Source organism: Streptomyces sp. NPDC039465 (genome assembly GCF_055639315.1).
In genome coordinates, this window is the sequence record NZ_JBVKAP010000005.1 from 206,934 (window position 1) to 231,120 (window position 24,187).

The 24,187-nt window shown below is 69.8% G+C and carries 28 protein-coding genes; 25 read left to right on the forward strand and 3 right to left on the reverse strand.

The annotated features are described in order from the left end of the window. The first annotated feature begins 145 nt into the window (after positions 1–145). The 16 genes from rpsH to truA all read left to right on the forward strand — a co-directional run bounded on the left by rpsH (position 146) and on the right by truA (position 10,341). Positions 146–544, forward strand: coding sequence for a 30S ribosomal protein S8 (gene rpsH, locus ACZ7LT_RS18920; protein ID WP_019888762.1), 399 nt, complete (start codon positions 146–148; stop codon positions 542–544). Between the two features lie 21 nt (positions 545–565). Further along, positions 566–1,105: a 50S ribosomal protein L6 gene (gene rplF, locus ACZ7LT_RS18925; protein ID WP_365991346.1), complete on the forward strand. Its 540-nt coding sequence runs from the start codon at positions 566–568 to the stop codon at positions 1,103–1,105. Between the two features lie 3 nt (positions 1,106–1,108). Continuing rightward, positions 1,109–1,492: a 50S ribosomal protein L18 gene (gene rplR, locus ACZ7LT_RS18930; RefSeq protein WP_471237176.1), complete on the forward strand. Its 384-nt coding sequence runs from the start codon at positions 1,109–1,111 to the stop codon at positions 1,490–1,492. Between the two features lie 43 nt (positions 1,493–1,535). Further along, positions 1,536–2,141, forward strand: coding sequence for a 30S ribosomal protein S5 (gene rpsE / locus ACZ7LT_RS18935; RefSeq protein WP_019888766.1), 606 nt, complete (start codon positions 1,536–1,538; stop codon positions 2,139–2,141). Next, a complete protein-coding gene (rpmD, locus tag ACZ7LT_RS18940; protein ID WP_017949649.1) occupies positions 2,141–2,323 on the forward strand; it encodes a 50S ribosomal protein L30 in 183 nt (60 codons plus the stop codon). Before rpsE ends, rpmD begins: the two co-directional genes overlap by 1 nt. A 1-nt stretch (position 2,324) precedes the next feature. Beyond that, positions 2,325–2,780: a 50S ribosomal protein L15 gene (gene rplO / locus ACZ7LT_RS18945; RefSeq protein ID WP_019888767.1), complete on the forward strand. Its 456-nt coding sequence runs from the start codon at positions 2,325–2,327 to the stop codon at positions 2,778–2,780. A gap of 212 nt (positions 2,781–2,992) precedes the next feature. Continuing rightward, positions 2,993–4,312: a preprotein translocase subunit SecY gene (gene secY / locus ACZ7LT_RS18950; RefSeq protein WP_471237177.1), complete on the forward strand. Its 1,320-nt coding sequence runs from the start codon at positions 2,993–2,995 to the stop codon at positions 4,310–4,312. Next, on the forward strand, positions 4,312–4,974 hold the full coding sequence (locus ACZ7LT_RS18955; RefSeq protein ID WP_471237178.1) for an adenylate kinase: 663 nt from the start codon (positions 4,312–4,314) through the stop codon (positions 4,972–4,974). The genes secY and ACZ7LT_RS18955 overlap by 1 nt, the downstream gene beginning before the upstream one ends. 108 nt (positions 4,975–5,082) lie before the next feature. Further along, positions 5,083–5,919: a type I methionyl aminopeptidase gene (gene map, locus ACZ7LT_RS18960; protein ID WP_471237179.1), complete on the forward strand. Its 837-nt coding sequence runs from the start codon at positions 5,083–5,085 to the stop codon at positions 5,917–5,919. A gap of 151 nt (positions 5,920–6,070) precedes the next feature. Beyond that, positions 6,071–6,292 (forward strand): translation initiation factor IF-1, encoded by a 222-nt coding sequence (gene infA, locus ACZ7LT_RS18965; protein WP_003956442.1) that lies wholly within the window; start codon positions 6,071–6,073, stop codon positions 6,290–6,292. Between the two features lie 72 nt (positions 6,293–6,364). Further along, positions 6,365–6,478 (forward strand): 50S ribosomal protein L36, encoded by a 114-nt coding sequence (gene rpmJ, locus ACZ7LT_RS18970; protein WP_003956441.1) that lies wholly within the window; start codon positions 6,365–6,367, stop codon positions 6,476–6,478. A 184-nt stretch (positions 6,479–6,662) separates the two neighbouring features. Beyond that, positions 6,663–7,043: a 30S ribosomal protein S13 gene (gene rpsM, locus ACZ7LT_RS18975; RefSeq protein WP_146481856.1), complete on the forward strand. Its 381-nt coding sequence runs from the start codon at positions 6,663–6,665 to the stop codon at positions 7,041–7,043. A gap of 66 nt (positions 7,044–7,109) precedes the next feature. Continuing rightward, complete coding sequence (gene rpsK, locus ACZ7LT_RS18980) at positions 7,110–7,514, forward strand: 30S ribosomal protein S11 (protein ID WP_003956432.1); 405 nt, start codon at positions 7,110–7,112, stop codon at positions 7,512–7,514. A 143-nt stretch (positions 7,515–7,657) separates the two neighbouring features. Beyond that, positions 7,658–8,680, forward strand: a complete 1,023-nt coding sequence (locus ACZ7LT_RS18985; RefSeq protein WP_003956430.1) for a DNA-directed RNA polymerase subunit alpha — start codon at positions 7,658–7,660, stop codon at positions 8,678–8,680. Between the two features lie 206 nt (positions 8,681–8,886). After that, positions 8,887–9,381 carry a 50S ribosomal protein L17 gene (rplQ, locus tag ACZ7LT_RS18990; RefSeq protein WP_471237180.1) on the forward strand — a complete coding sequence of 165 codons (495 nt, stop codon included), beginning with the start codon at positions 8,887–8,889 and terminating at the stop codon, positions 9,379–9,381. An 84-nt stretch (positions 9,382–9,465) separates the two neighbouring features. After that, on the forward strand, positions 9,466–10,341 hold the full coding sequence (truA, locus tag ACZ7LT_RS18995) for a tRNA pseudouridine(38-40) synthase TruA (protein WP_471237181.1): 876 nt from the start codon (positions 9,466–9,468) through the stop codon (positions 10,339–10,341). Here truA and ACZ7LT_RS19000 read toward each other — a convergent pair. Then, entirely contained in the window at positions 10,312–11,232 is a 921-nt protein-coding gene (locus ACZ7LT_RS19000) for a hypothetical protein (protein WP_471237182.1), read from the reverse strand. The two genes, truA and ACZ7LT_RS19000, sit on opposite strands and share 30 nt — an antisense overlap. A 47-nt stretch (positions 11,233–11,279) precedes the next feature. On the opposite strand from ACZ7LT_RS19000, the gene ACZ7LT_RS19005 reads away from it, so the two are divergent. From ACZ7LT_RS19005 to glmM, 5 genes are all read left to right on the forward strand, one after another. Further along, on the forward strand, positions 11,280–12,908 hold the full coding sequence (locus tag ACZ7LT_RS19005) for an ABC-F family ATP-binding cassette domain-containing protein (protein ID WP_471237183.1): 1,629 nt from the start codon (positions 11,280–11,282) through the stop codon (positions 12,906–12,908). 66 nt (positions 12,909–12,974) lie between these two features. Continuing rightward, a complete protein-coding gene (locus tag ACZ7LT_RS19010; protein WP_471237184.1) occupies positions 12,975–14,531 on the forward strand; it encodes a serine/threonine-protein kinase in 1,557 nt (518 codons plus the stop codon). A gap of 240 nt (positions 14,532–14,771) precedes the next feature. After that, on the forward strand, positions 14,772–15,215 hold the full coding sequence (gene rplM, locus ACZ7LT_RS19015; protein ID WP_019888776.1) for a 50S ribosomal protein L13: 444 nt from the start codon (positions 14,772–14,774) through the stop codon (positions 15,213–15,215). A 42-nt stretch (positions 15,216–15,257) separates the two neighbouring features. Then, on the forward strand, positions 15,258–15,776 hold the full coding sequence (gene rpsI, locus ACZ7LT_RS19020; RefSeq protein ID WP_019888777.1) for a 30S ribosomal protein S9: 519 nt from the start codon (positions 15,258–15,260) through the stop codon (positions 15,774–15,776). Positions 15,777–15,910: 134 nt separating this feature from the next. Continuing rightward, positions 15,911–17,269: a phosphoglucosamine mutase gene (gene glmM / locus ACZ7LT_RS19025; protein WP_471237185.1), complete on the forward strand. Its 1,359-nt coding sequence runs from the start codon at positions 15,911–15,913 to the stop codon at positions 17,267–17,269. Between the two features lie 73 nt (positions 17,270–17,342). Here the strand turns inward: glmM and ACZ7LT_RS19030 are convergent, their stop codons facing one another. Together ACZ7LT_RS19030 and coaA are read right to left on the reverse strand one after the other, a co-directional pair. After that, complete coding sequence (locus ACZ7LT_RS19030) at positions 17,343–18,269, reverse strand: DUF389 domain-containing protein (RefSeq protein WP_471237186.1); 927 nt, start codon at positions 18,267–18,269, stop codon at positions 17,343–17,345. An 11-nt stretch (positions 18,270–18,280) separates the two neighbouring features. Further along, entirely contained in the window at positions 18,281–19,264 is a 984-nt protein-coding gene (coaA, locus tag ACZ7LT_RS19035; RefSeq protein ID WP_471237187.1) for a type I pantothenate kinase, read from the reverse strand. A 162-nt stretch (positions 19,265–19,426) separates the two neighbouring features. On the opposite strand from coaA, the gene ACZ7LT_RS19040 reads away from it, so the two are divergent. From ACZ7LT_RS19040 to ACZ7LT_RS19055, 4 genes are all read left to right on the forward strand, one after another. Then, positions 19,427–20,164 carry a hypothetical protein gene (locus tag ACZ7LT_RS19040; protein WP_471237188.1) on the forward strand — a complete coding sequence of 246 codons (738 nt, stop codon included), beginning with the start codon at positions 19,427–19,429 and terminating at the stop codon, positions 20,162–20,164. Positions 20,165–20,194: 30 nt separating this feature from the next. Next, complete coding sequence (gene glmS, locus ACZ7LT_RS19045; protein WP_471237189.1) at positions 20,195–22,042, forward strand: glutamine--fructose-6-phosphate transaminase (isomerizing); 1,848 nt, start codon at positions 20,195–20,197, stop codon at positions 22,040–22,042. A gap of 16 nt (positions 22,043–22,058) precedes the next feature. Continuing rightward, on the forward strand, positions 22,059–22,427 hold the full coding sequence (locus ACZ7LT_RS19050; protein WP_471237190.1) for a holo-ACP synthase: 369 nt from the start codon (positions 22,059–22,061) through the stop codon (positions 22,425–22,427). 324 nt (positions 22,428–22,751) lie between these two features. Then, the gene (locus ACZ7LT_RS19055; RefSeq protein ID WP_471237191.1) at positions 22,752–24,185 is read left to right on the forward strand and encodes an NAD(P)H-hydrate dehydratase; all 1,434 of its coding nucleotides are present in this window, start codon (positions 22,752–22,754) and stop codon (positions 24,183–24,185) included. Positions 24,186–24,187: the final 2 nt, after the last annotated feature.

A 24,187-nucleotide genomic window follows, 5' to 3' on the forward strand; every position in this document is an offset into this window, starting at 1 on the left:
TGCCGTAGGCTTGTGGGGTTGGGCGTCCGCCGCCCTGACCGACTTACTACGCCGTAGGTCCCCGCACCGCACCCGTCCCGCCTCTGAGCGGGGAGAGGGATGGCGCATACAGGAAACCCCGGCGAGAGAGGCCGAAGGCCAATTCATGACCATGACTGATCCGATCGCAGACATGCTTACGCGTCTGCGGAACGCGAACTCGGCATACCACGACTCCGTGTCGATGCCGCACAGCAAGATCAAGTCTCACATCGCGGAAATCCTCCAGCAGGAGGGCTTCATCACCGGCTGGAAGGTCGAGGACGCCGAGGTTGGCAAGAACCTCGTTCTCGAGCTGAAGTTCGGTCCGAACCGTGAGCGCTCCATTGCGGGCATCAAGCGGATCTCGAAGCCCGGTCTGCGGGTTTACGCGAAGTCCACCAACCTGCCGAAGGTTCTCGGCGGCCTGGGCGTGGCGATCATCTCCACGTCCCACGGTCTCCTGACCGGCCAGCAGGCGCAGAAGAAGGGCGTGGGTGGGGAAGTCCTCGCCTACGTCTGGTAGTCGGGAACGGAGGAATAGCTAATGTCGCGTATTGGCAAGCTCCCCATCCAGGTTCCCGCCGGTGTGGACGTCACCATCGATGGCCGTACGGTCACCGTGAAGGGTTCCAAGGGCACCCTCACGCACACCGTCGCCGCGCCGATCGAGATCGTTAAGGGTGAGGACGGCGTTCTGAACGTCACTCGTCCGAACGACGAGCGTCAGAACAAGGCCCTCCACGGCCTGTCCCGCACGCTGGTGGCCAACATGATCACCGGTGTGACCCAGGGGTACACGAAGGCGCTCGAGATCAGCGGTGTCGGTTACCGCGTCGCCGCGAAGGGCTCCAACCTGGAGTTCCAGCTCGGCTACAGCCACCCGATCCTGGTGGAGGCCCCCGAGGGCATCTCCTTCAAGGTCGAGTCGCCGACCAAGTTCTCGGTCGAGGGCATCGACAAGCAGAAGGTCGGCGAGGTCGCCGCGAACATCCGCAAGCTTCGCAAGCCCGACCCCTACAAGGCCAAGGGCGTGAAGTACGCGGGTGAGGTCATCCGCCGCAAGGTCGGAAAGGCTGGTAAGTAAGCCATGGCATACGGCGTGAAGATTGCCAAGGGCAAGGCCTACAAGGGCGCTGCTCTGAAGCGTCGCCACATCCGCATCCGCAAGAAGATCGCGGGTACGACCGAGCGTCCGCGCCTGGTCGTCACGCGGTCCAACCGCGGCATCACGGCTCAGGTCATCGACGACCTCGCGGGTCACACGCTCGCGTCGGCGTCCACCCTGGACTCGTCCATCCGCGGCGGCGAAGGCGACAAGTCGGCGAAGGCGAAGCAGGTCGGCCAGCTCGTGGCCGAGCGTGCCAAGGCTGCCGGCATCGAGTCTGTCGTGTTCGACCGTGGCGGCAACAGGTACGCCGGGCGCATCGCCGCCCTGGCGGACGCCGCCCGCGAAGCCGGCCTGAAGTTCTGAGCCGGTTCCGTAGCTCAGCGGAAAACGAAGAGAGGTAATTCCAATGGCTGGACCCCAGCGCCGCGGAAGCGGTGCCGGTGGCGGCGAGCGGCGGGACCGGAAGGGCCGTGACGGCGGCGCAGCTGCCGCCGAGAAGACCGCTTACGTTGAGCGCGTTGTCGCGATCAACCGTGTCGCCAAGGTTGTGAAGGGTGGTCGTCGCTTCAGCTTCACCGCGCTGGTCGTGGTGGGCGACGGTGACGGCACCGTGGGTGTCGGTTACGGCAAGGCCAAGGAGGTGCCGGCCGCCATCGCCAAGGGTGTTGAGGAGGCCAAGAAGCACTTCTTCAAGGTCCCCCGTATCCAGGGCACCATCCCGCACCCGATTCAGGGTGAGAAGGCCGCGGGCGTCGTCCTGCTCAAGCCGGCTTCCCCCGGTACCGGTGTTATCGCCGGTGGCCCGGTGCGTGCCGTGCTCGAGTGCGCCGGCGTTCACGACATCCTGTCGAAGTCCCTGGGCTCCGACAACGCGATCAACATCGTGCACGCGACCGTGGCGGCCCTCAAGGGCCTGCAGCGTCCCGAGGAGATCGCGGCTCGCCGTGGTCTGCCCCTCGAGGACGTCGCTCCCGCGGCTCTGCTTCGTGCGCGTGCCGGGGCGGGTGTCTGATGGCCCGCCTCAAGATCACGCAGACGAAGTCGTACATCGGTAGCAAGCAGAACCACCGCGACACCCTGCGTTCGCTTGGCCTGAAGAAGGTCAACGACGTGGTTGTCAAGGAGGACCGCCCCGAGTTCCGCGGCATGGTGCACACCGTCCGCCACCTCGTGACGGTTGAGGAGGTTGACTGACATGGCGGAGAACAACCCGCTGAAGGCCCACAACCTCCGTCCTGCCCCGGGCGCCAAGACCGCCAAGACCCGTGTGGGTCGTGGTGAGGCGTCCAAGGGTAAGACCGCTGGTCGTGGTACCAAGGGTACGAAGGCCCGTTACCAGGTTCCGGAGCGCTTCGAGGGTGGCCAGATGCCCCTCCACATGCGTCTTCCGAAGCTGAAGGGCTTCAAGAACCCGTTCCGCACCGAGTACCAGGTCGTCAACCTGGACAAGCTGGCCGCGCTCTACCCGCAGGGTGGCGAGGTCACGGTGGCCGATCTGGTCGCCAAGGGTGCGGTTCGTAAGAACCAGCTCGTCAAGGTGCTTGGCACCGGCGAGATCTCCGTGGCGCTGCAGGTGACGGTCGACGCCGTCTCCGGCTCCGCCAAGGAGAAGATTGCCGCCGCCGGCGGCTCCGTCACCGAGCTCGTCTGAGACGACTCGATGGCCTGAACATCCGACCGGGGATGCCTCCCAAAAGGGGCATCCCCGGTTGGTCGTTCCTAGGGGGGCATGGTCGCCGGTAAGGTGGCGTGCACGTCTATGCTCCGTGCGGTATGCCCGCACGGTTTTCATGACCGGTATCTATTCGTCGAACCTCAAGACCGTCACCTCTGACGCATAGCGCGGGGGTCGCAGGAGGCACCGTGCTCACCGCGTTCGCCCGGGCGTTCAAGACGCCCGACCTGCGCAAGAAGCTGCTCTTCACACTCGGCATCATCGTGCTGTACCGGCTCGGGGCCCACATCCCGGTCCCCGGTGTCAGTTACAAAGCGGTGCAGCAGTGTGTCGACCAGGCCAGCCAGGGCAACAACAGCCTCTTCGGTCTGGTGAACATGTTCAGTGGCGGAGCGCTGCTGCAGATCACGATCTTCGCGCTCGGCATCATGCCGTACATCACGGCGAGCATCATCCTGCAGCTCCTCACCGTGGTGATCCCGCGCCTGGAGGCCCTCAAGAAGGAGGGCCAGACCGGCCAGGCCAAGATCACCCAGTACACGCGTTACCTGACGGTCGCGCTGGCGATCCTCCAGGGCACGGGTCTGGTGGCCACCGCCCGTACCGGCGCGCTGTTCAGCGGCTGCACCGTCGCGGACCAGGTCGTCCCCGACCAGTCGATCTTCATCACCGCCACGATGGTCATCACGATGACCGCCGGAACGGCCGTCGTCATGTGGCTCGGTGAGCTCATCACCGACCGCGGCATCGGCAACGGCATGTCCATCCTGATGTTCATCTCGATCGCCGCCGGCTTCCCGGGCGCCCTGTGGGCCATCAAGGAGAGCGGCAAGCTCGCCAAGGGCTGGATCGAGTTCGGCACGGTCATCCTCATCGGCTTCGTGATGGTCGCCCTGGTCGTCTTCGTCGAGCAGGCCCAGCGCCGCATCCCGGTGCAGTACGCGAAGCGCATGATCGGCCGCAGGTCCTACGGCGGTACGTCCACGTACATCCCGCTCAAGGTGAACCAGGCGGGTGTGATTCCCGTCATCTTCGCCTCGTCGCTGCTCTACATCCCGGCCTTGGTCGCGCAGTTCTCCAGCTCGACCGCGGGCTGGAAAACCTGGATCGAAGCCCACTTCGTCAAGGGTGACCACCCCTACTACATCGCCACGTACTTCCTCCTGATCGTGTTCTTCGCCTTCTTCTATGTGGCGATCTCGTTCAACCCCGAGGAAGTCGCCGACAACATGAAGAAGTATGGTGGCTTCATCCCGGGTATCCGGGCTGGTCGACCTACTGCCGAGTATCTGAGCTACGTGCTCAACCGGATCACTTGGCCGGGCTCGCTGTATCTGGGTCTGATCGCTCTTGTGCCGACGATGGCGTTGGCAGGCTTCGGTGGCGCGAACGCCAACTTCCCGTTCGGTGGGACGAGCATTCTCATCATCGTGGGTGTGGGCCTGGAGACCGTGAAGCAGATCGAGAGCCAGCTCCAGCAGCGCAATTACGAAGGGTTCCTCCGCTGATGCGAATCGTCCTCGTCGGACCGCCCGGGGCCGGCAAGGGTACGCAGGCCGCGTACCTTGCCAAGAACCTGGCCATCCCGCACATCTCCACGGGCGACCTGTTCCGCGCCAACATCAGTCAGGGTACGGAGCTGGGCCTCAAGGCCAAGTCGTACATGGACGCCGGTGAGCTGGTGCCCGACGAGGTCACCATCGGGATGGCGAAGGACCGCATGGAGCAGTCGGACGCCGTGAACGGCTTCCTGCTCGACGGCTTCCCGCGGAACGTCGCCCAGGCCGAGGCGCTCGACGCGATGCTCGAGTCCGAGTCCATGAAGCTCGACGCGGTGCTGGACCTCGAGGTCCCCGAGGACGAGGTCGTGAAGCGGATCGCGGGCCGCCGCATCTGCCGCAACGACAGCGCGCATGTCTTCCACGTCACGTACTCCGCGCCGAAGACCGAGGGTGTCTGCGACGCCTGCGGCGGCGAGCTGTACCAGCGCGACGACGACTCCGAGGAGACCGTCCGCAAGCGCCTGGAGGTCTACCACACCCAGACCGAGCCGATCATCGACTACTACAAGGCCCAGGGCCTGGTCGTCACGATCTCCGCGCTCGGCAAGGTGGACGAGGTCACGGCGCGGGCCATGGAGGCCCTGCAGAAGGACCAGGCCTCCGCCTGAGCCCGACAGCTGTTACGGATACGGCCGCGGTGCCCCCCAGGGGCGCCGCGGCCGTATCGTTGATGTGTCCCACGCACGAAACCCCCCGATGGAAAGGCGCCCGCCCCAATGGTGCAGATCAAGACCCCCGAGCAGATCGCGAAGATGCGCGAGGCGGGACTGGTCGTCGCCGCCATCCATGCGGCGACCCGTGAGGCGGCGGTGCCCGGCGCCACCACCAAGGACCTGGACGAGGTCGCCCGCAAGGTGATCGCCGACCACGGCGCGAAGTCGAACTTCCTCGGGTACGGCGGCTTCCCGGCCACCATCTGCACCTCGGTCAACGAGGTCGTCGTCCACGGCATCCCGGACGACAAGACCGTCCTCAAGGACGGCGACGTGATCTCCATCGACTGCGGCGCGATCGTCGACGGCTGGCACGGCGACGCCGCGTACACCGCCTTCGTGGGTGACGGTCACGCTCCGGAGCTCATCGAGCTGTCCCGGGTGACCGAGGAGTCGATGTGGGCCGGCATCGCCGCGATGAAGAACGGCAACCGCCTCGTCGACATCTCCCGCGCCATCGAGACGTACATCCGCCGCCAGCCGAAGCCCGGCGGCGGCAAGTACGGAATCATCGAGGACTACGGCGGCCACGGCATCGGCACCGAGATGCACATGGACCCGCACCTGCTGAACTACGTCGCGCGCAAGCGCGGCAAGGGCCCCAAGCTCGTGCCCGGCTTCTGTCTGGCGATCGAGCCGATGGTCTCGCTGGGCACGCCCCGCACCGAGGTGCTGGAGGACGACTGGACCGTCATCACCACCGACGGCACCTGGTCCTCGCACTGGGAGCACTCGGTGGCCCTGACGGAAGAGGGCCCGCTGGTCCTGACGGCGGTCGACGGAGGCAAGGCGAAGCTCGCCGAGCTGGGCATCACCGCCGCGCCGGACCCGCTGGCATAGCCCTCGCTTAAAAATCTTCTACGCTGGGCAAACTTCTCGGATTCGTCTTTTCCAGGGCCCTGACGTAGACTGATGCGTCGGCTCTCGTGTACCCGTGTGTCCGCACACGGCTGCGGGAGTCGATCAAGGTAGCCGATTCGAAAGGCGAAGCGTGGCCAAGAAGCAAGGTGCCATCGAAATCGAGGGCACCGTGATCGAGTCCCTCCCGAACGCCATGTTCAAGGTGGAGCTCCAGAACGGTCACAAGGTCCTCGCGCACATCAGCGGCAAGATGCGGATGCACTACATCCGCATCCTCCCGGATGACCGGGTCGTCGTGGAGCTTTCTCCGTACGACCTGACGCGTGGCCGGATCGTCTACCGCTACAAGTAGATCTTGTCGCACCCGCGGCGGGGCATCCGCTCCGGCGGGGTGGTGGCACTGACCCGGAGAACCTCACATCCCATGAAGGTCAAGCCGAGCGTCAAGAAGATCTGCGACAAGTGCAAGGTGATCCGCCGTCACGGCCGGGTCATGGTCATCTGCGACAACCTGCGCCACAAGCAGCGCCAGGGCTGACGCACGCCGACCTGCACCTCGCAGTTCATCGCGCGACGCAAGTAATACGTACATACGCAGAGCCCGTCGGGCCGTGTTCCACGGCTGACGACACCTCCGGCGGGGGCCGGGGACCCGATCTGTACCTCATACGGCAGTCGGGACCGGCTTTGCGGAAGACCCCCGATCACACAGGAGCCATTGAATGGCACGCGTTTCCGGTGTCGACATCCCGCGCGAAAAGCGCGTGGAGATCGCACTCACCTACGTCTTCGGTATCGGGCGCACCCGGTCCAAGGAGATCCTCGCCTCCACCGGCGTGAACCCGAACACCCGCGTTCGTGACCTGGCCGAAGAGGACCTGGTCAAGATCCGCGAGTACGTGGACGCCAACCTCCGTACCGAGGGTGACCTCCGCCGCGAGATCCAGGCCGACATCCGCCGCAAGGTCGAGATCGGCTGCTACCAGGGTCTGCGCCACCGCCGTGGCCTGCCGGTCCACGGTCAGCGCACCAGCACGAACGCCCGTACCCGCAAGGGCCCGCGTCGCGCCATCGCCGGTAAGAAGAAGCCGGGCAAGAAGTAGTCCTCAGCGGACGCTTGACCACGCGGTCTTCGCTGTAGGACCGACCACCTCCCGTAGGAGATATAGATGCCCCCCAAGGGTCGTCAGGGCGCTGCCAAGAAGGTGCGCCGCAAGGAAAAGAAGAACGTCGCTCACGGCCACGCGCACATCAAGAGCACGTTCAACAACACCATCGTTTCGATCACGGACCCGTCCGGCAACGTGATCTCCTGGGCCTCCGCCGGCCACGTCGGCTTCAAGGGCTCGCGCAAGTCCACCCCCTTCGCCGCGCAGATGGCCGCCGAGTCGGCCGCCCGCCGCGCGCAGGAGCACGGCATGCGCAAGGTCGACGTCTTCGTCAAGGGTCCCGGCTCCGGCCGTGAGACCGCGATCCGCTCCCTCCAGGCCACCGGCCTCGAGGTCGGCTCGATCCAGGACGTCACCCCCACGCCGCACAACGGCTGCCGTCCGCCGAAGCGCCGCCGCGTCTGACGCACGGCTGCTGGAGCAGGACTTTCGGGCGGTACGGCTCTTCGGGGGCGTACCGCCCGTACCCTTGCACGTAACACCATCGGGCTCCGCCCGGTGTCTCAGGACATCAAATAGTGGGTGTCCATGACTGAAGGATTCACAACATGCTGATCGCTCAGCGTCCCTCGCTGACCGAAGAGGTCGTCGACGAGTACCGCTCGCGGTTCGTCATCGAGCCGCTGGAGCCGGGCTTCGGCTACACGCTCGGCAACTCCCTGCGTCGTACGCTCCTCTCCTCGATCCCGGGTGCGGCCGTCACGTCCATCCGTATCGACGGTGTCCTGCACGAGTTCACCACCGTGCCGGGCGTCAAGGAGGACGTCACCGACCTCATCCTCAACATCAAGCAGCTGGTCGTCTCCTCGGAGCACGACGAGCCGGTCGTGATGTACCTGCGCAAGCAGGGCCCGGGTCTGGTCACCGCCGCCGACATCGCCCCGCCGGCCGGTGTCGAGGTGCACAACCCCGACCTGGTCCTCGCCACGCTCAACGGCAAGGGCAAGCTGGAGATGGAGCTGACCGTCGAGCGCGGTCGCGGCTACGTCTCCGCCGTGCAGAACAAGCAGGTGGGCCAGGAGATCGGCCGTATCCCGGTCGACTCCATCTACAGCCCCGTGCTCAAGGTCACCTACAAGGTCGAGGCGACCCGAGTCGAGCAGCGCACCGACTTCGACAAGCTGATCGTCGACGTCGAGACCAAGCAGGCCATGCGCCCGCGTGACGCCATGGCGTCCGCCGGTAAGACCCTGGTCGAGCTGTTCGGTCTGGCCCGCGAGCTCAACATCGACGCCGAGGGCATCGACATGGGCCCGTCCCCCACGGACGCCGCCCTCGCCGCCGACCTGGCGCTGCCGATCGAGGAGCTCGAGCTCACCGTTCGGTCGTACAACTGCCTCAAGCGTGAGGGCATCCACTCCGTGGGTGAGCTCGTCGCCCGTTCCGAGGCCGACCTGCTCGACATCCGCAACTTCGGTGCGAAGTCGATCGACGAGGTCAAGGCGAAGCTGGCCGGCATGGGCCTGGCCCTCAAGGACAGCCCGCCCGGATTCGACCCGACCGCCGCCGCCGACGCCTTCGGCGCCGACGACGACGCGGATGCCGGGTTCGTCGAGACCGAGCAGTACTAAGAGCTCGGGCCTCACGGTCCGTACTCGGGTGCGGGTGCGCTGTGCTTGATCGCGCACACACGGCGGAGCCGTCAATCGACTCAGCCCCGCGCCCCCTCCGGGACCGCCCCTGACGGGGCTGTCCCGGATCTCCGACGGGTAACCGCCCGCTCGGACACTGACATCGGTACCTCGTACGGCCGGTGCAGATCACGAGGAGAAACACCATGCCGCGTCCCACCAAGGGAGCCCGTCTGGGCGGCAGCGCCGCGCACGAGAAGCTGCTTCTCGCCAACCTGGCGAAGTCGCTCTTCGAGCACGGCCGCATCACCACGACCGAGGCCAAGGCCCGCCGCCTGCGTCCGGTCGCCGAGCGCCTGATCACCAAGGCGAAGAAGGGCGACATCCACAACCGTCGCCTGGTGCTGCAGACCATCACGGACAAGGGCGTCGTCCACACGCTCTTCACCGAGATCGCTCCGCGTTACGCCGAGCGTCCGGGTGGCTACACCCGCATCACCAAGGTCGGCAACCGTCGTGGCGACAACGCCCCGATGGCCGTGATCGAGCTGGTCGAGGGCGAGATCGCGAAGAAGGCGACCGTCGCCGAGGCCGAGGCCGCCACCAAGCGCGCCGTCAAGGAGGCCGACGAGGCCGCCAAGGCCGAGGAGACCAAGGACGAGGCCGCCGAGGCCCCGGCCGCGGAGTCCAAGGACGCCTGATCGCGTTCTGAAGGCTGGTGAACGGGCCCGTCCCCCTCGGGGGGCGGGCCCGTTCCGCTTGATCTGCTTGAGAGGATGGATCGCGTGAGCGATGAGGTGAAGCCCGGCTTCGTACGGGTGCGGCTGGATCTTTCGTACGACGGCAAGGACTTCTCCGGCTGGGCCAAGCAGGCCCGCGGCCAGCGGACCGTGCAGGGCGACATCGAGGACGCCCTGCGGACGGTGACCCGGTCCAAGGAGACGTACGAGCTGACCGTCGCCGGGCGGACCGACGCCGGGGTGCACGCCCGCGGCCAGGTCGCCCATGTCGATCTGCCCGAAGAGGTGTGGGCCGAGCACCAGGACAAGCTGCTGCGGCGGCTGGCGGGGCGGCTCTCGCACGACGTACGGATCTGGAAGGTCGCCGAGGCCCCGGCCGGCTTCAACGCGCGCTTCTCGGCGATCTGGCGGCGCTACGCCTACCGGGTCACCGACAACCCCGGCGGTGTCGACCCGCTGCTGCGCGGCCATGTGCTCTGGCACGACTGGCCGCTCGACATGGACGCCATGAACGCCGCCGCCGAGCGGCTCGTCGGCGAGCACGACTTCGCCGCGTACTGCAAGAAGCGCGAGGGCGCCACCACCATCCGGACCCTCCAGGAGCTGCGCTGGGAGCGGCGGCCGGGCGGGATCCTGGAGGCGACCGTGAAGGCGGACGCCTTCTGCCACAACATGGTCCGCTCGCTCGTCGGCGCGCTGCTCTTCGTCGGGGACGGGCACCGGCCGGTCGAGTGGCCAGGGAAGGTCCTCGCGGCGGGTGTGCGGGACTCGGCCGTGCATGTCGTACGGCCCCACGGGCTCACCCTGGAGGAGGTCGGCTACCCGGCCGACGAGCTGCTGGCCGCCCGGAACCTGGAGGCCCGTAACAAGCGGACGCTGCCGGTCGCCGGGTCAGGCGGCGGGTGCGGTGGCTGCGGCTGACGCCTGGGCGCGGCCCCGGGCCCAGATCTGGTTGAAGGTGAAGGCGGCGAGGTCGTCGCTGGTGGTGAAGACGGCCTTGTCGCCCTTGGTGACCTTCTTGCCGTTGGTGAACCCGGCCTGGGTGAAGTAGGCGTACCGGCCGAGTGCGTTGGCCCGGCGCAGGCAGACCGTGGCGCGGCAGAAGTCGTCGACGCCGCCGCCGGCGAGCGGGGCGACACCGCCGCTGGCCTGCTCCTTCGCCTTGAGGGCCTGGGCCTCGGTGGGGAAGACGGCGACGCCGACGGTGATCGCCACGCCGTCCTTCTCGTACGTGGCCCGGATGACCCGGTCGCAGCCGTTGCGCTGCAGTACGCCGCCGAGGGCGCCCTGGGTGACGGAGGCGCAGTTGGTCGTGGAGGAGGTCGCGCCCTTCTGGTAGACGCGGCCGTTCATGGTGAGCTTCTTGCCCGGGAAGAGGGAGTCGGCGCTCAGCGGGGCGCGGTCCTTCTTGTCAGTGGCGATGAAGTCCCTCGGGTTCGGCGGGGGCGGGGGAGCCACCGAGGAGAAGGACGGCTGCGGCTGGGTGGTGTCGCTCGGCAGCGCGGTGTCGCTGGACAGGGCGGTGGCGTTCTTGTCCTGGGCGCCCTTGCCGGGGGAGCTGTTGGAGGAGACGACGGCGGTCGCGACGATCGCGGCGATCGCCGCGGTGGCCAGGGCGCCGCCGCCGATCAGCAGCCAGCGCTTACGGCGGTTGCGGGCCGCGGAGGCGTCGGCGAGCGCGCCCCAGTCCGGGGTGTGCGTCCCGAACGGCTGCTGCGGCTGGTGTGACGGAAAACTGTTCGGCTGCTGAAACGGCTGCTGTCCGTGCTGCTGTCCCGGCTGCTGCGGCTCCTGCGGTCCCCCAAAGCTCATGCCGCGCATCCTAAACCGGTTGGGTGGGGGCCGGGCCTGCGGCGACAATGCGCAGCATGGGACATGTCGAAGCCGCGCACCTCGAGTACTACCTTCCGGACGGGCGGGTGCTGCTCGCGGACGCCTCCTTCCGGGTCGGGGAGGGCTCCGTCGTAGCCCTGGTCGGCGCCAACGGCGCCGGCAAGACGACCCTCCTGCGGCTGATCTCCGGGGAGCTCCAGCCGCACGGCGGCTCGGTCACGGTCAGCGGCGGGCTGGGCGTGATGCCGCAGTTCGTGGGCTCGGTGCGGGACGAGCGTACGGTCCGTGACCTGCTGGTCTCGGTCGCGCAGCCGCGGATACGGGAGGCGGCGAAGGCGGTCGACGAGGCCGAGCACCGCATCATGACCGTGGACGACGAGGCCGCGCAGATGGCGTACGCGCAGGCGCTCAGCGACTGGGCGGAGGCGCAGGGCTACGAGGCCGAGACGGTCTGGGACATCTGCACGACGGCGGCGCTGGGCGTGCCGTACGACAAGGCGCAGTTCCGGGAGGTCCGCACGCTCTCCGGCGGTGAGCAGAAGCGCCTGGTCCTGGAGGCGCTGCTGCGCGGCTCCGACGAGGTGCTGCTCCTGGACGAGCCGGACAACTATCTCGACGTGCCCGGCAAGCGGTGGCTGGAGGAGCGGCTGCGGGAGACCCGTAAGACCGTGCTGTTCATCTCCCACGACCGGGAGCTGCTCGCCCGCGCCGCCGAGAAGATTGTCGCGGTGGAGCCCGGGCCCGCGGGCAGCGACGTCTGGGTGCACGGCAGCGGCTTCGGGACGTTCCACGAGGCGCGTCGGGAGCGGTTCGCGCGGTTCGAGGAGCTGAAGCGGCGCTGGGAGGAGAAGCACGCGCAGCTCAAGAAGCTGGTGGTGAACCTGCGGCAGGCGGCCGCGGTCAGCCATGAGATGGCCTCCCGGTACGCGGCGGCGCAGACCCGGCTGCGGAAGTTCGAGGAGGCGGGGCCGCCGCCGGAGCCCCCGCGCGAGCAGGACATCCGGATGCGGCTGCGCGGCGGCCGTACGGGCGTACGGGCGGTGACCTGCGCGGGCCTGGAGCTGACGGGGCTGATGAAGCCGTTCGACCTGGAGATCTTCTACGGGGAGCGGGTGGCGGTCCTGGGCTCGAACGGTTCGGGCAAGTCGCACTTCCTGCGGCTGCTGGCCGGGGAGGACGTGGCCCACACGGGCACCTGGAAGCTGGGCGCACGAGTGGTCGCCGGGCACTTCGCCCAGACGCACGCCCACCCCGAGCTGAGGGGCCGCTCGCTCGTCGACATCCTGTGGACCGAGCACGCCAAGGACCGAGGCGGGGCGATGTCGGTGCTGCGCCGCTACGAGCTGGAGCGTCAGGGCGACCAGTCCTTCGAGAAGCTCTCCGGCGGCCAGCAGGCCCGCTTCCAGATCCTGCTCCTGGAGCTGGCCGGCACCACCGCGCTGCTCCTGGACGAGCCGACGGACAACCTCGACCTGGAGTCGGCCGAGGCCCTCCAGGACGGCCTGGAGTCGTACGAGGGCACGGTCCTCGCGGTCACCCACGACCGCTGGTTCGCGAAGTCCTTCGACCGCTATCTGGTCTTCGGCTCCGACGGGGTCGTACGGGAGACGAGCGAGCCGGTCTGGGACGAGCGGCGCGTCGAGCGGGCCCGCTGAGCCGAGCGGCCGGGAACCGGCGTGCGCCGGGGCGCCCGTGGGTAAGGTGCCCGCCGGGGGTGGCGTATGCAGCCGGGGGAGAAGTTCGGGCCGTTCACCGTGCTCGCGGAGCTGGCCGGCGGCGGGATGGGTCGGGTCTTTCTGGCGCGCTCGCCGGGCGGGCGGCTGGTGGCGGTCAAGACGCTGCTCACGTACGGCGAGGACGACCGTCGGCGGTTCGCCCGGGAGGTCGGCCTCGCCCAGCGGGTGAAGGGCGTCTACACCGCGAGCGTGGTGGACGCCGACGCCTCGGGGGCGGTCCCCTGGATGGCGACCGAGTACGTGCCCGCGCCGTCGCTCAAGGAGCTCGTGGAGCGGTGTGGGCCGCTGGAGCCCCGGGCGCTGTACTGGGTGGCGGCCGGCATGGCCGAGGCCCTGGTCTCGCTGCACTCGGCCGGTCTGGTGCACCGGGACGTGAAGCCGTCCAACGTGCTGCTGCCGCTCGACGGGCCCCGGGTGATCGACTTCGGGATCTCGCAGGCCCATGACGTGACGCGCACCGACGCGGCGCTCGGGACCGTCGCGTACGCCTCCCCCGAGCAGGCCCGGGGCGAGCCGACGACCACGGCGTCGGACGTGTTCTCGCTGGGGGCGACGCTCTTCCACCTGGCCGTGGGCCGGGCGCCGTACGTCGGCGGCGGGGCCGGCCCGGCGATCGAGCAGCTGGTACGGGCGGCCACGAACGACCTGGACGTCACCGGGCTGCCCGAGGAACTGGCGCCGCTCGTGCTGCCCTGCCTCGCCCCCGACCCGGCCGACCGCCCCACTCCCGCCGCGCTGCTGGCGTACTGCTCGCGGCGGCTGGACGGGGCTGCCGACGCCCGCCGGGCGTGGCTGAGCCCGGCCTGGACCGAGGCGATCGAGCTCCACCGCGACGAGCGGCTGCGGGCGGTCGAGGAGGCACGCCGGCGGGTGGACCCGGACGCGGCGACGGGGCCCGTACCGGCTCCCGGGCCGACGTCGCCGCTCGGTGGCGGGGCGCTCCCCGGGGCCGCGGCACCGGCCACGCGCGGCGCCCGGCGGCCCTGGTGGCCGGTGGCGTCCGGGGTGGCCGTCGCGGCCGCCGGGGTCGTCCTGGCCGTCGTACGGCCGTGGGAGAGCGGCGCCACCGCCGCGCCCGGCGCGCCCGAGCAGCCCTTGCGGATCATGGAGGTGGAGAGCGTGCGCCAGGGCGTGTGCTTCCCCGACCGGCCCGGGGCGCAGCTGCCGGCGGGCGAGTCGCCGCCGCCCGAGGGGCTCTCGTTCACTTCGGACAACAGGGACAAGTGCGTGGTGGCCAGGGACTCCGGCGGAATGAGCGTCGACCGCCTTCGGGAGATACAGGTGGTGGAGGCGTCGACCTCCGGCACCTGGGAGGTGCAGATCACCTTCCAGGACAAGGACGCGCAGGCCTTCGCCGAGCTGACCGGGAAGGTCGCGGGGCAGAGCGAGCCGCGCAACCAGCTGGCCTTCGTGCTCGGCAAGGACCGGCTGGTGAGCAACATCATGGTGCTGGAGCGGCTGTCCGGGGGAAGCGCCCAGATCACCGGCGGGTACACCCGCAACCAAGCCCAGGCGCTCGCCCGGGCGCTCGGCGCGCCGTGAGGCGGCGCGGTCGGTCGTGCGCAACCCGTTTTGACCCGCCCGGGGGAGCCCGGGTACGCTTCTGCTTTGTTATGCGTATTGGCTTGCTCTATCTCACGTGAGAGGCCCTTACGCCGGTCCACCGGGCCGATGACCAGCGGCATGTGCACGGGTTGCGTCCCCGTCGCACTGCCAGGGCTGTCGTGCATCGTCCGGGTGGCCTTGTCAGGACCACTCACTGAAGAAGCGAAGGCTACGACCGTGCGTACGTACAGCCCCAAGCCCGGCGATGTGACGCGCCAGTGGCACATCATCGACGCGCAGGACATCGTCCTGGGCCGTCTGGCCACCACCGCCGCCACCCTTCTCCGGGGCAAGCACAAGCCGATCTACGCGCCGCACGTTGACGCTGGTGACTTCGTCATCATCATCAACGCGGACAAGGTGCACCTGTCCGGCAACAAGCGGACCCAGAAGATGGCGTACCGCCACTCCGGTTACCCGGGTGGTCTGCGCTCCGTCCGCTACGACGAGCTGATGGACAAGAACCCCGAGAAGGCCGTCGAGAAGGCCGTCAAGGGCATGCTCCCGAAGAACTCCCTGGGCCGTCAGATGCTCTCGAAGCTGAAGGTCTACGCGGGCGAGAACCACCCGCACGCTGCCCAGCAGCCGGTCCCGTTCGAGATCACCCAGGTCGCGCAGTAATTCCGGCCACCCCCTAAGACGAAACAGAATCTGAGGAGCATCGTGGCCGAGACCACTGTTGAGAACCCCATCGAGGGCGAGGAGACCTACGCCGAGGTCACCACCTTCGAGTCCGAGGTCCCCGTCGAGGGTGAGTACACCTCGGAGTCCCTCGCGTCCCGCTTCGGCGACCCGCAGCCGGCCGCCGGCCTGGGCCGTCGCAAGAACGCCATCGCCCGCGTCCGGATCGTTCCGGGCACCGGCAAGTGGAAGATCAACGGTCGCACCCTCGAGGACTACTTCCCGAACAAGGTGCACCAGCAGGAAGTCAACGAGCCCTTCAAGGTGCTCGAGCTCGACAACCGCTACGACGTCATCGCCCGTATCTCGGGTGGCGGCGTCTCCGGCCAGGCCGGCGCCCTGCGCCTCGGCGTGGCCCGTGCGCTGAACGAGGCGGACGTCGACAACAACCGCCCGGCGCTGAAGAAGGCCGGCTTCCTCTCCCGCGACGACCGTGCGGTCGAGCGCAAGAAGGCCGGTCTCAAGAAGGCCCGTAAGGCCCCGCAGTACAGCAAGCGCTAAATCGCCTGCTCGGCCTGCATTTCACGTACGCCCCGGCGGCACCTCCGTGCTGCCGGGGCGTACGTCTTTCCACGACCTCGGGGCACACGAAGCCTTGGAGGCCTGCATTTTCGGAGCATTTTCGGAGGACAGCTGTGGGACGACTCTTCGGCACGGACGGCGTGCGCGGTGTCGCCAACGCGGATCTGACGGCGGAGCTGGCGCTCGGTCTGTCGGTCGCGGCGGCGCACGTGCTCGCCGAGGCGGGGACCTTTGAGGGACATCGGCCGACCGCCGTGGTCGGCCGGGACCCGCGTGCGTCGGGAGAGTTCCTGGAGGCCGCCGTCGTGGCCGGCCTGGCCAGCGCGGGCGTGGACGTGCTGCGCGTCGGCGTGCTGCCCACCCCGGCGGTGGCGTACCTCACCGGTGCGCTCGGAGCCGACCTCGGCGTGATGCTCTCCGCGAGCCACAACGCCATGCCCGACAACGGCATCAAGTTCTTCGCCCGCGGCGGCCACAAGCTCGCCGACGAGCTGGAGGACCGGATCGAGACCGTCTACGAGGAGCACCGCACCGGCGCCCCCTGGGACCGTCCCACCGGTGCGGGCGTCGGCCGGGTCCGCGACTACGACGAGGGCTTCGACAAGTACGTCGACCACCTCATCTCCGTCCTGCCGAACCGCCTCGACGGCCTGAAGATCGTCCTCGACGAGGCGCACGGCGCGGCCGCCCGGGTCTCGCCCGAGGCGTTCACCCGGGCCGGGGCCGAGATCGTCACCATCGGTGCCACGCCCGACGGCCTCAACATCAACGACGGCTGCGGCTCGACCCACCTGGAGCTGCTGAAGGCCGCCGTCGTCGAGCACGGCGCGGACCTCGGCATCGCCCACGACGGTGACGCCGACCGCTGCCTCGCCGTGGACGCGGCCGGCCAGGAGGTCGACGGCGACCAGATCCTCGCCGTCCTCGCCCTCGCCATGCGCGAGGCGGGCACGCTGCGCGGGGACACCGTCGTCGCGACGGTCATGTCGAACCTCGGCTTCAAGCTGGCCATGGAGCGCGAGGGCCTCCAGCTCGTCCAGACCGCCGTCGGCGACCGGTATGTCCTGGAGTCGATGAAGGAGAACGACTACGCGCTCGGCGGCGAGCAGTCCGGGCACGTCATCGTCCTGGACCACGCCACCACCGGCGACGGCACGCTGACCGGTCTGATGCTGGCGGCCCGGATCGCGGCGACCGGCCGGTCGCTGGCCGACCTGGCCGGCGTGATGGAGCGGCTGCCGCAGGTCCTCATCAACGTCCCCGACGTCGACAAGTCGCGGGTGAAGACCTCGGCCGACCTGGGCGCGGCGGTGGCGGAGGCGGAGCGCGAGCTCGGCACGACCGGGCGGGTGCTGCTGCGGCCGTCGGGTACGGAGCCGCTGGTACGGGTCATGGTCGAGGCCGCCGACATCGAGCAGGCGCGGACCGTGGCCGGCCGCCTCGCCGACGTGGTGAAGTCGGCGCTCGGCTAGACGCTCTTCGCGGCAACGGGCCGGGCGTACCTCGCGGGGTGCGCCCGGCCCATTCCCGTACGCAGGCGCGTTTCTAGGCGCGCTTCTGGGTCGCCCAGAGCGCCTTCTGGAGCAGCAGCGTGATCGTGCCCGCGAGCACGATGCCGCCCAGGTTGGCCAGGAGCTGCCCGGTCGAACCCCAGGTCTGGCCGTAGTCCCGGTAGCTGAAGGCGACCGCCGCGTTGGCCGCCGCGGGGACCGTGGTCACCGAGATGGCGACGCCGATCAGGGCGCCGGACTTGGCGGAGGTCAGCGAGAGGGTGCCGGCGACGCCGGCCAGCAGCGCCACCACGAACGACATCCAGTCCGGCTGGTAGATGAAGGCCGTGTTCGGGCGCTCCGCCTCGACCATCGCCTTCTCGAAGAGGCCGAGTTGGTCCAGGACCCAGGCGAAGCCCGCGGTGAGCAGCATCGCCGCGGCGAAGCCGACGAGCAGGGCCGTCAGCGAGCGCCACGCCAGGCGCGGGGCGCGCTGCACGAGTGCGGTGGAGATGCCCGCCAGCGGGCCGAACTCGGGCCCGACCGCCATCGCGCCCACGATCAGGATCGCGTTGTCGAGCATCACGCCACACGCGGCGAGCATGGTGGCGACGGCCAGGAACGCCACGTAGGTGATGCTCAGGGTCGACTCTTCGTGCGTCGCGTCCCGAAGGTGCTCCCATAGCACGGCGTCGGCGCCTTCGCCCGGGGCCTCCTCCTCGGCCTTCTCCGCGCGTTTGGAGATGCTCAGGTCGATGTTCTCGACGGCGATCGAACCCGTTTTGTCGATGCCCAACGCCCGTAGTGAGCCGAGGAGTTCGTCCCCGGCCTCGCGGGCGACGTCGCACAGGACCAGATCCCCCGAGGGGTTGCGGGCGGCACCCGGCACGACGGCGAGATGCGTCGTGCCCACGGTCTTCTCGATCGTCCGGACGACCTCGTCGGTGCGGTCGGCCGGGACGATCAGGCGGAGGTGCAGCACGTCCTGGCTCCTCAGAGTTTGCGCAGCGACAGCCGCTGGACCTTGTGGTCCGGACCCTTGCGTACGACGAGCGTCGCACGTCCGCGCGTGGGAGCCACGTTCTCCAGGAGATTGACCTTGTTGATGGTCCGCCACATCGTGCGCGCGTAGTCGAGGGCCTCCTCCTCGGAGACCTGGGTGTACTTGCGGAAGTACGAGAACGGGTTCTGGAAGGCGGTCTCCCGCAGCTTGTGGAACCGGTTCAGGTACCAGCGCTCGATGTCCTCGGGGCGCGCGTCCACGTAGACGCTGAAGTCGAAGTAGTCGGCGAGGCCGACCCTGGTCCGGCCGTCCTGGCCGGGCAGAGCCGGCTGGAGGACGTTGAGCCCCTCGACGATGAGGATGTCGGGGCGGCGGACGACGAGCCGCTCGCCGGGGACGATGTCATAGATGAGGTGGGAGTAGACCGGGGCGGTGACCTCGTCCTTGCCCGCCTTGATGTCGGCGACGAACCGGGTCAGCGCGCGCCGGTCGTAGGACTCGGGGAAACCTTTCCTCGACATCAGCCCGCGCCGCTTGAGCTCCTCCATCGGATAGAGGAACCCGTCGGTGGTGACCCGCTCCACCCGCGGGTGTTCGGGCCAGCGGGCGAGCAGCGCCTGAAGCAGCCGGGCGACGGTCGACTTCCCGACGGCGACGGATCCGGCGACGCCTATGACGAAGGGGGTGCCCTGCTGGGTGCCGTGCCCGTTGCCCGCGTCACCGAGGAAGGTGTTGAGCGCCCCGCGCAGATTGGCGGTGGCCCCCACGTACAGATTGAGCAGCCGCGACAGCGGCAGATAGATGTCCCGCACCTCGTCGAGGTCGATGACGTCCCCCAGCCCACGCAGCCGCTCGACCTCCTCGGCGGTGAGGGGCAGCGGCGTCTTGTCGCGCAGCGCGCTCCACTCGGCACGGGTGAGGTCGACGTACGGGGACGTCTCCGTCTTGCGGCTTCGTGGCGGCGAGGTGATCACAAGGACATTGTCGGGGGTGACCGGGAATTGTGGGTCGTGTGCTCGGTCACGTGGCGTACACCCGACGCACCCGACGCGATGGGCGATATCGACCGGTTTTCCCGGCGGTGCGTGATCAACTGGCTCGATCACGTGTCCCACCACGGAAACCGAGGAAACCCGATGAGAACCTCCCTCGTCCGTCGTGCCGCCCTCTCCGCGGCCGCCGTCTGCTGCGCCCTGTCGGCCACCGCCTGTACGGGCCAGGGTGCGGAAAGCGGGGACGCCAAGGGCAAAGGGGCGGGCGGGGTCAGGGCGTTGAGTGGGGTGGAGTTGGAGGAGCGGGCCGTCGTGAAGGCGGACCTTCCTCCGAGGTTCACCGTGGCGAAGGGCGGGGCGGCGGATGTCGTGCCGGGGAGTGCGGTCGTCACGGACAAGCCCGCCTGCAAGCCGCTGGCCCACGCCATGTCCATGGTCGCCATCGGCAAGCCGGGCGCCACCGCGCGCGTGAAGATCGCCGAAGGGTCGGTCCAGACCGCCACGGCCTCGCCGGAGGAGGCCGCTCGCGCCGCGCTCGAGGCGCCGGTCACCTCCGTCGGGCTCGCCTCGTACGACGGCACCGGCGCCCAGGAGGCCTTCCGGGCGCTGCGTACCTCCACCGAGGCGTGCGCCGGCGGCTTCACGCTCACCTTGATGGGTGAGACGACGAAGGTCGTCAAGGTGGAGCCGATGGTCATGGCCGGTCGCTCGAGACTCGCCTGGACCGTGACGAGCGAGGTGGCCGGCGAGCCGGTGATCTCTAAGGTCATGGCGTCGCAGGTCCGCAACCACCTCGCCACCTACTCCACGGTCAGCCCCTCCGGCGGGCCGGTCGCCGAGCCGCTGGACGTCCTCGACGCGCAGGCCGCCAAGCTGAGGTGAGCCGGGCCGACGGGTCGTAGGCTGCCGGACATGTGCGGAATCGTGGGGTACGTCGGCGGGCAGTCGGCGCTCGATGTGGTGATCGCGGGTCTCAAGCGGCTCGAGTACCGGGGCTACGACTCGGCCGGGGTCGCGGTGCTCGTCGACGGCGGGCTGGCCGCGGCGAAGAAGGCGGGCAAGCTCGTCAACCTGGAGAAGGAGCTGGTGGACCGGCCCCTGCCGACCGGATCCACCGGCATCGGGCACACCCGCTGGGCCACCCACGGCGCGCCGACGGACGCCAACGCGCACCCGCACCTCGACAACGCCGGCCGGGTCGCCGTCGTCCACAACGGCATCATCGAGAACTTCGCCGCGCTCCGCGACGAGCTCGAAGAGCGCGGCCACATCCTCGCCTCCGAGACCGACACCGAAGTCGTCTCGCATCTGCTCGCCGAGTCCTTCTCGTCCTGCGGGGACCTGGCGGAGGCGATGCGGCTGGTGTGCCGGCAGCTCCAGGGCGCCTTCACGCTCGTCGCCGTGCACGCCGACGACCCCGACGTGGTGGTCGGCGCCCGCCGCAACTCCCCCCTCGTCGTCGGGGTCGGCGAGGGCGAGTACTTCCTCGCCTCCGACGTCGCCGCGTTCATCGCCCACACCCGCAGCGCGATCGAACTGGGCCAGGACCAGGTCGTCGAGCTGCGCCGGGACGGCGTCACCGTCACCGACTTCGACGGCGCGGCCGCCGACGTCCGCTCGTACCACGTCGACTGGGACGCCTCGGCCGCCGAGAAGGGCGGCTACGACTACTTCATGCTCAAGGAGATCGCCGAGCAGCCCAAGGCGGTCGCCGACACCCTCCTCGGCCGGATCGACGCGAGCGGCCGGCTCAGCCTGGACGAGCTCCGCATCCCCGACGCGGTGCTGCGCGAGGCCGACAAGGTCGTGATCGTGGCGTGCGGCACCGCCTTCCACGCCGGGCTGATCGCCAAGTACGCCATCGAACACTGGACCCGGATCCCCTGCGAGGTGGAGCTCGCCAGCGAGTTCCGCTACCGGGACCCCATCCTCGGCGGGCGCACCCTCGTCGTCGCCATCTCCCAGTCCGGCGAGACCATGGACACCCTGATGGCGCTGCGGCACGCCCGCGAGCAGGGCGCGAAGGTGCTCGCCATCTGCAACACCAACGGCTCGACCATTCCGCGCGAGTCCGACGCCGTGCTCTACACGCACGCAGGACCGGAGGTCGCGGTCGCCTCCACCAAGGCGTTCCTCACCCAGCTCGTGGCCTGCTACCTCGTCGCGCTGTATCTCGGGCAGGTCCGGGGCACCCAGTGGGGCGACGAGATCCACGCCGTCATCCGGGACCTCGCGAAGATCGCCGACGAGGTGGAGCGGGTCCTGGAGACGATGGAGCCGGTACGGGCCCTGGCCCGTTCCCTCGCCGACAAGAACACCGTCCTCTTCCTCGGCCGGCACGTCGGCCACCCCGTCGCCCTGGAGGGCGCGCTCAAGCTCAAGGAGCTCGCCTACATGCACGCGGAGGGTTTCGCGGCGGGCGAGCTCAAGCACGGTCCGATCGCGCTGATCGAACAGGACCTGCCGGTGGTCGTCATCGTCCCCTCCCCGCGCGGCCGGTCCGTCCTGCACGACAAGATCGTCTCCAACATCCAGGAGATCAGGGCGCGCGGGGCGCGGACCATCGTGATCGCGGAGGAGGGCGACACCTCGGTCGAGCCGTACGCCGACCACCTCATCCGGATCCCGGCCACGCCGACGCTGCTCCAGCCCCTGGTCGCTACCGTGCCGTTGCAGGTCTTCGCCTGCGAACTGGCGACCGCCCGTGGCAACGAGGTGGACCAGCCGCGCAATCTGGCGAAATCCGTGACGGTGGAGTGAGTGGAGCAAGGGGCGAATGATCATCGGGGTGGGAATCGACGTGGCCGAGGTGGACCGCTTCGCCGCGTCGCTGGAACGGACGCCGGGGCTGCTGCAACGGCTCTTCGTGGAGAGCGAGTTGCTCCTGCCGAGCGGCGAGCGGCGTGGACCGGCGTCGCTCGCGGTGCGGTTCGCGGCGAAGGAGGCCCTGGCGAAGGCGCTGGGCGCGCCGCCCGGTCTGCACTGGACGGACGCGGAGGTGTACGTCGAGGAGTCGGGGCAGCCCCGGCTGCGGGTACGCGGCTCGGTGGCGGCACGGGCCGAGCAGCTGGGCGTACGGAACTGGCATGTGTCGCTCAGCCATGACGCGGGGGTGGCGTCCGCGGTCGTGATCGCGGAGGCGTGAGCGCGGGCGCGGGCGGAGCCACGTGTGGGCGCCGGGCCGCCCGCCCCCGCCGCGCGCCGCGGTGGCGTGCGCCCAGCGGCTCCGCCGGCGTCGAGGAACTCGGCGTCCGCCAGGGCGCTTCAGCGCGGGGGCGGGCCTGAGCGGGCGTCGGTGCGGCATCGTGATCGCCGAGGCGTGAGTGCTGCGCGCCTAGCCGCACCGGACGTGTAAGCACAGGCGCGGACGCCCGGGCGTACTCGCGGAGGCGTGAGCGCGGGCGCGCAGTCAGAGCGGGCGCCCGTCGGCGTGATCGTGAACGGGCCGGTTCTGCGGCAGACTCGGCCCATGCGTACCGCTCATCGCGTCGAGACCGTACGGGCCGCAGAGGCCGAACTCATGGCGAAGCTGCCGGAGGGCACGCTGATGCAGCGGGCGGCGGCCGGGCTCGCCGCGGCCTGCTGCGCGCTGCTCGGCCGGGGGCGGGTGTACGGCGCCAGGGTCGTCGTCCTCGCCGGCGGCGGCGACAACGGCGGCGACGCGCTGTACGCCGGGGCGCGGCTCGCCCGGCGCGGCGCCGGGGTCCAGGCGGTCCTGCTCGGCTCCCGCGCCCACGAAGGCGGACTGGCCGCGCTCCACCGGGCCGGCGGGCGGGTGACCGACGACCCCTTCCAGGTCCTCGCCACCGCGGACCTCGTCCTCGACGGCATCACCGGCATCGGCGGCCGCGGCGGGCTGCGCCCCGACGCGCTGCCGGTGGCGCGGGCGGCCCGCGGCTCCAACGCGTTCGTGGTCGCCGTCGATCTGCCGAGCGGCGTGGACGCGGACACGGGGGAGGTGACGGGGGAGGCGCTGCGGGCGGACGCGACGGTCACCTTCGGCACGTACAAGCCCGGGCTGCTGATCGACCCGGCGCGGGAGTACGCGGGGGCGGTACGCCTCGTCGACATCGGGCTCGACGACCATCTGCCGTCCGTACCGGACGTCGAGGCGCTCCAGCACGAGGACGTGGCCCGGATGCTGCCGGTGCCGACGGCGTCGAGCGACAAGTACCGGCGCGGAGTGGTGGGCGTCGTCGCCGGGTCCGCCCGCTACCCCGGCGCCGCCGTCCTCGCCGTGGCCGGGGCGCTGCGGGGCGGGGCGGGTGCCGTGCGGTACGTGGGCCCGGCCGGGAACGCGGTGATCGGGCGCTTCCCGGAGACCCTGGTCCACGACGGGCCGCCGGCCAAGGCGGGCCGGGTCCAGGCGTGGGTGGTCGGGCCGGGGCTCGGCGACGCGCCGGGGGTGGCGGACGTACTGGCCTCGGACGTGCCGGTGCTGGTGGACGCGGACGGGCTGCGGGACCTGGACGCCGCGGTCGTCCGGGCCCGCAGCGCCCCCACCGTGCTCACCCCGCACGCGGGGGAGGCGGCGGCGCTGCTCGGGGTGTCACGGGACGAGGTGGAGGCGGGGAGGCTGCGGGCGGTACGGGAGCTGGCGGCGCGGTACGGCGCGACGGTGCTGCTCAAGGGCTCGACGACGCTGGTGGCGTCCCCGGACGGCGGGGCGGCGGTACGGGCGAACCCCACGGGCACGCACTGGCTGGCGACGGCCGGCTCCGGCGACGTCCTCTCCGGCCTCGCCGGCTCCCTCCTCGCGGCGGGCCTGCGCCCTGCGGACGCGGCCTCCACCGCGTCCTACCTCCACGGCCTCGCGGCCCGCCGCGCCTCCTCGGGCGCGCCCGTCTCGGCACAGGACGTCGCGGCGGCGCTGCCGGGTGCGTGGCGGGATGTGACGAAGTAGGC

Coding starts and splice junctions, on each gene's coding strand:
- rpsH (WP_019888762.1), top strand. CDS start 146: ATGACCATGACTGATCCGATCGCAGACATGCTTACGCGTCTGCGGAAC.
- rplF (WP_365991346.1), top strand. CDS start 566: ATGTCGCGTATTGGCAAGCTCCCCATCCAGGTTCCCGCCGGTGTGGAC.
- rplR (WP_471237176.1), top strand. CDS start 1,109: ATGGCATACGGCGTGAAGATTGCCAAGGGCAAGGCCTACAAGGGCGCT.
- rpsE (WP_019888766.1), top strand. CDS start 1,536: ATGGCTGGACCCCAGCGCCGCGGAAGCGGTGCCGGTGGCGGCGAGCGG.
- rpmD (WP_017949649.1), top strand. CDS start 2,141: ATGGCCCGCCTCAAGATCACGCAGACGAAGTCGTACATCGGTAGCAAG.
- rplO (WP_019888767.1), top strand. CDS start 2,325: ATGGCGGAGAACAACCCGCTGAAGGCCCACAACCTCCGTCCTGCCCCG.
- ACZ7LT_RS18955 (WP_471237178.1), top strand. CDS start 4,312: ATGCGAATCGTCCTCGTCGGACCGCCCGGGGCCGGCAAGGGTACGCAG.
- map (WP_471237179.1), top strand. CDS start 5,083: ATGGTGCAGATCAAGACCCCCGAGCAGATCGCGAAGATGCGCGAGGCG.
- rpmJ (WP_003956441.1), top strand. CDS start 6,365: ATGAAGGTCAAGCCGAGCGTCAAGAAGATCTGCGACAAGTGCAAGGTG.
- rpsM (WP_146481856.1), top strand. CDS start 6,663: ATGGCACGCGTTTCCGGTGTCGACATCCCGCGCGAAAAGCGCGTGGAG.
- rpsK (WP_003956432.1), top strand. CDS start 7,110: ATGCCCCCCAAGGGTCGTCAGGGCGCTGCCAAGAAGGTGCGCCGCAAG.
- ACZ7LT_RS18985 (WP_003956430.1), top strand. CDS start 7,658: ATGCTGATCGCTCAGCGTCCCTCGCTGACCGAAGAGGTCGTCGACGAG.
- rplQ (WP_471237180.1), top strand. CDS start 8,887: ATGCCGCGTCCCACCAAGGGAGCCCGTCTGGGCGGCAGCGCCGCGCAC.
- ACZ7LT_RS19000 (WP_471237182.1), bottom strand. CDS start 11,232: ATGAGCTTTGGGGGACCGCAGGAGCCGCAGCAGCCGGGACAGCAGCAC.
- ACZ7LT_RS19005 (WP_471237183.1), top strand. CDS start 11,280: ATGCGCAGCATGGGACATGTCGAAGCCGCGCACCTCGAGTACTACCTT.
- ACZ7LT_RS19010 (WP_471237184.1), top strand. CDS start 12,975: ATGCAGCCGGGGGAGAAGTTCGGGCCGTTCACCGTGCTCGCGGAGCTG.
- ACZ7LT_RS19040 (WP_471237188.1), top strand. CDS start 19,427: ATGAGAACCTCCCTCGTCCGTCGTGCCGCCCTCTCCGCGGCCGCCGTC.
- glmS (WP_471237189.1), top strand. CDS start 20,195: ATGTGCGGAATCGTGGGGTACGTCGGCGGGCAGTCGGCGCTCGATGTG.
- ACZ7LT_RS19050 (WP_471237190.1), top strand. CDS start 22,059: ATGATCATCGGGGTGGGAATCGACGTGGCCGAGGTGGACCGCTTCGCC.
- ACZ7LT_RS19055 (WP_471237191.1), top strand. CDS start 22,752: ATGCGTACCGCTCATCGCGTCGAGACCGTACGGGCCGCAGAGGCCGAA.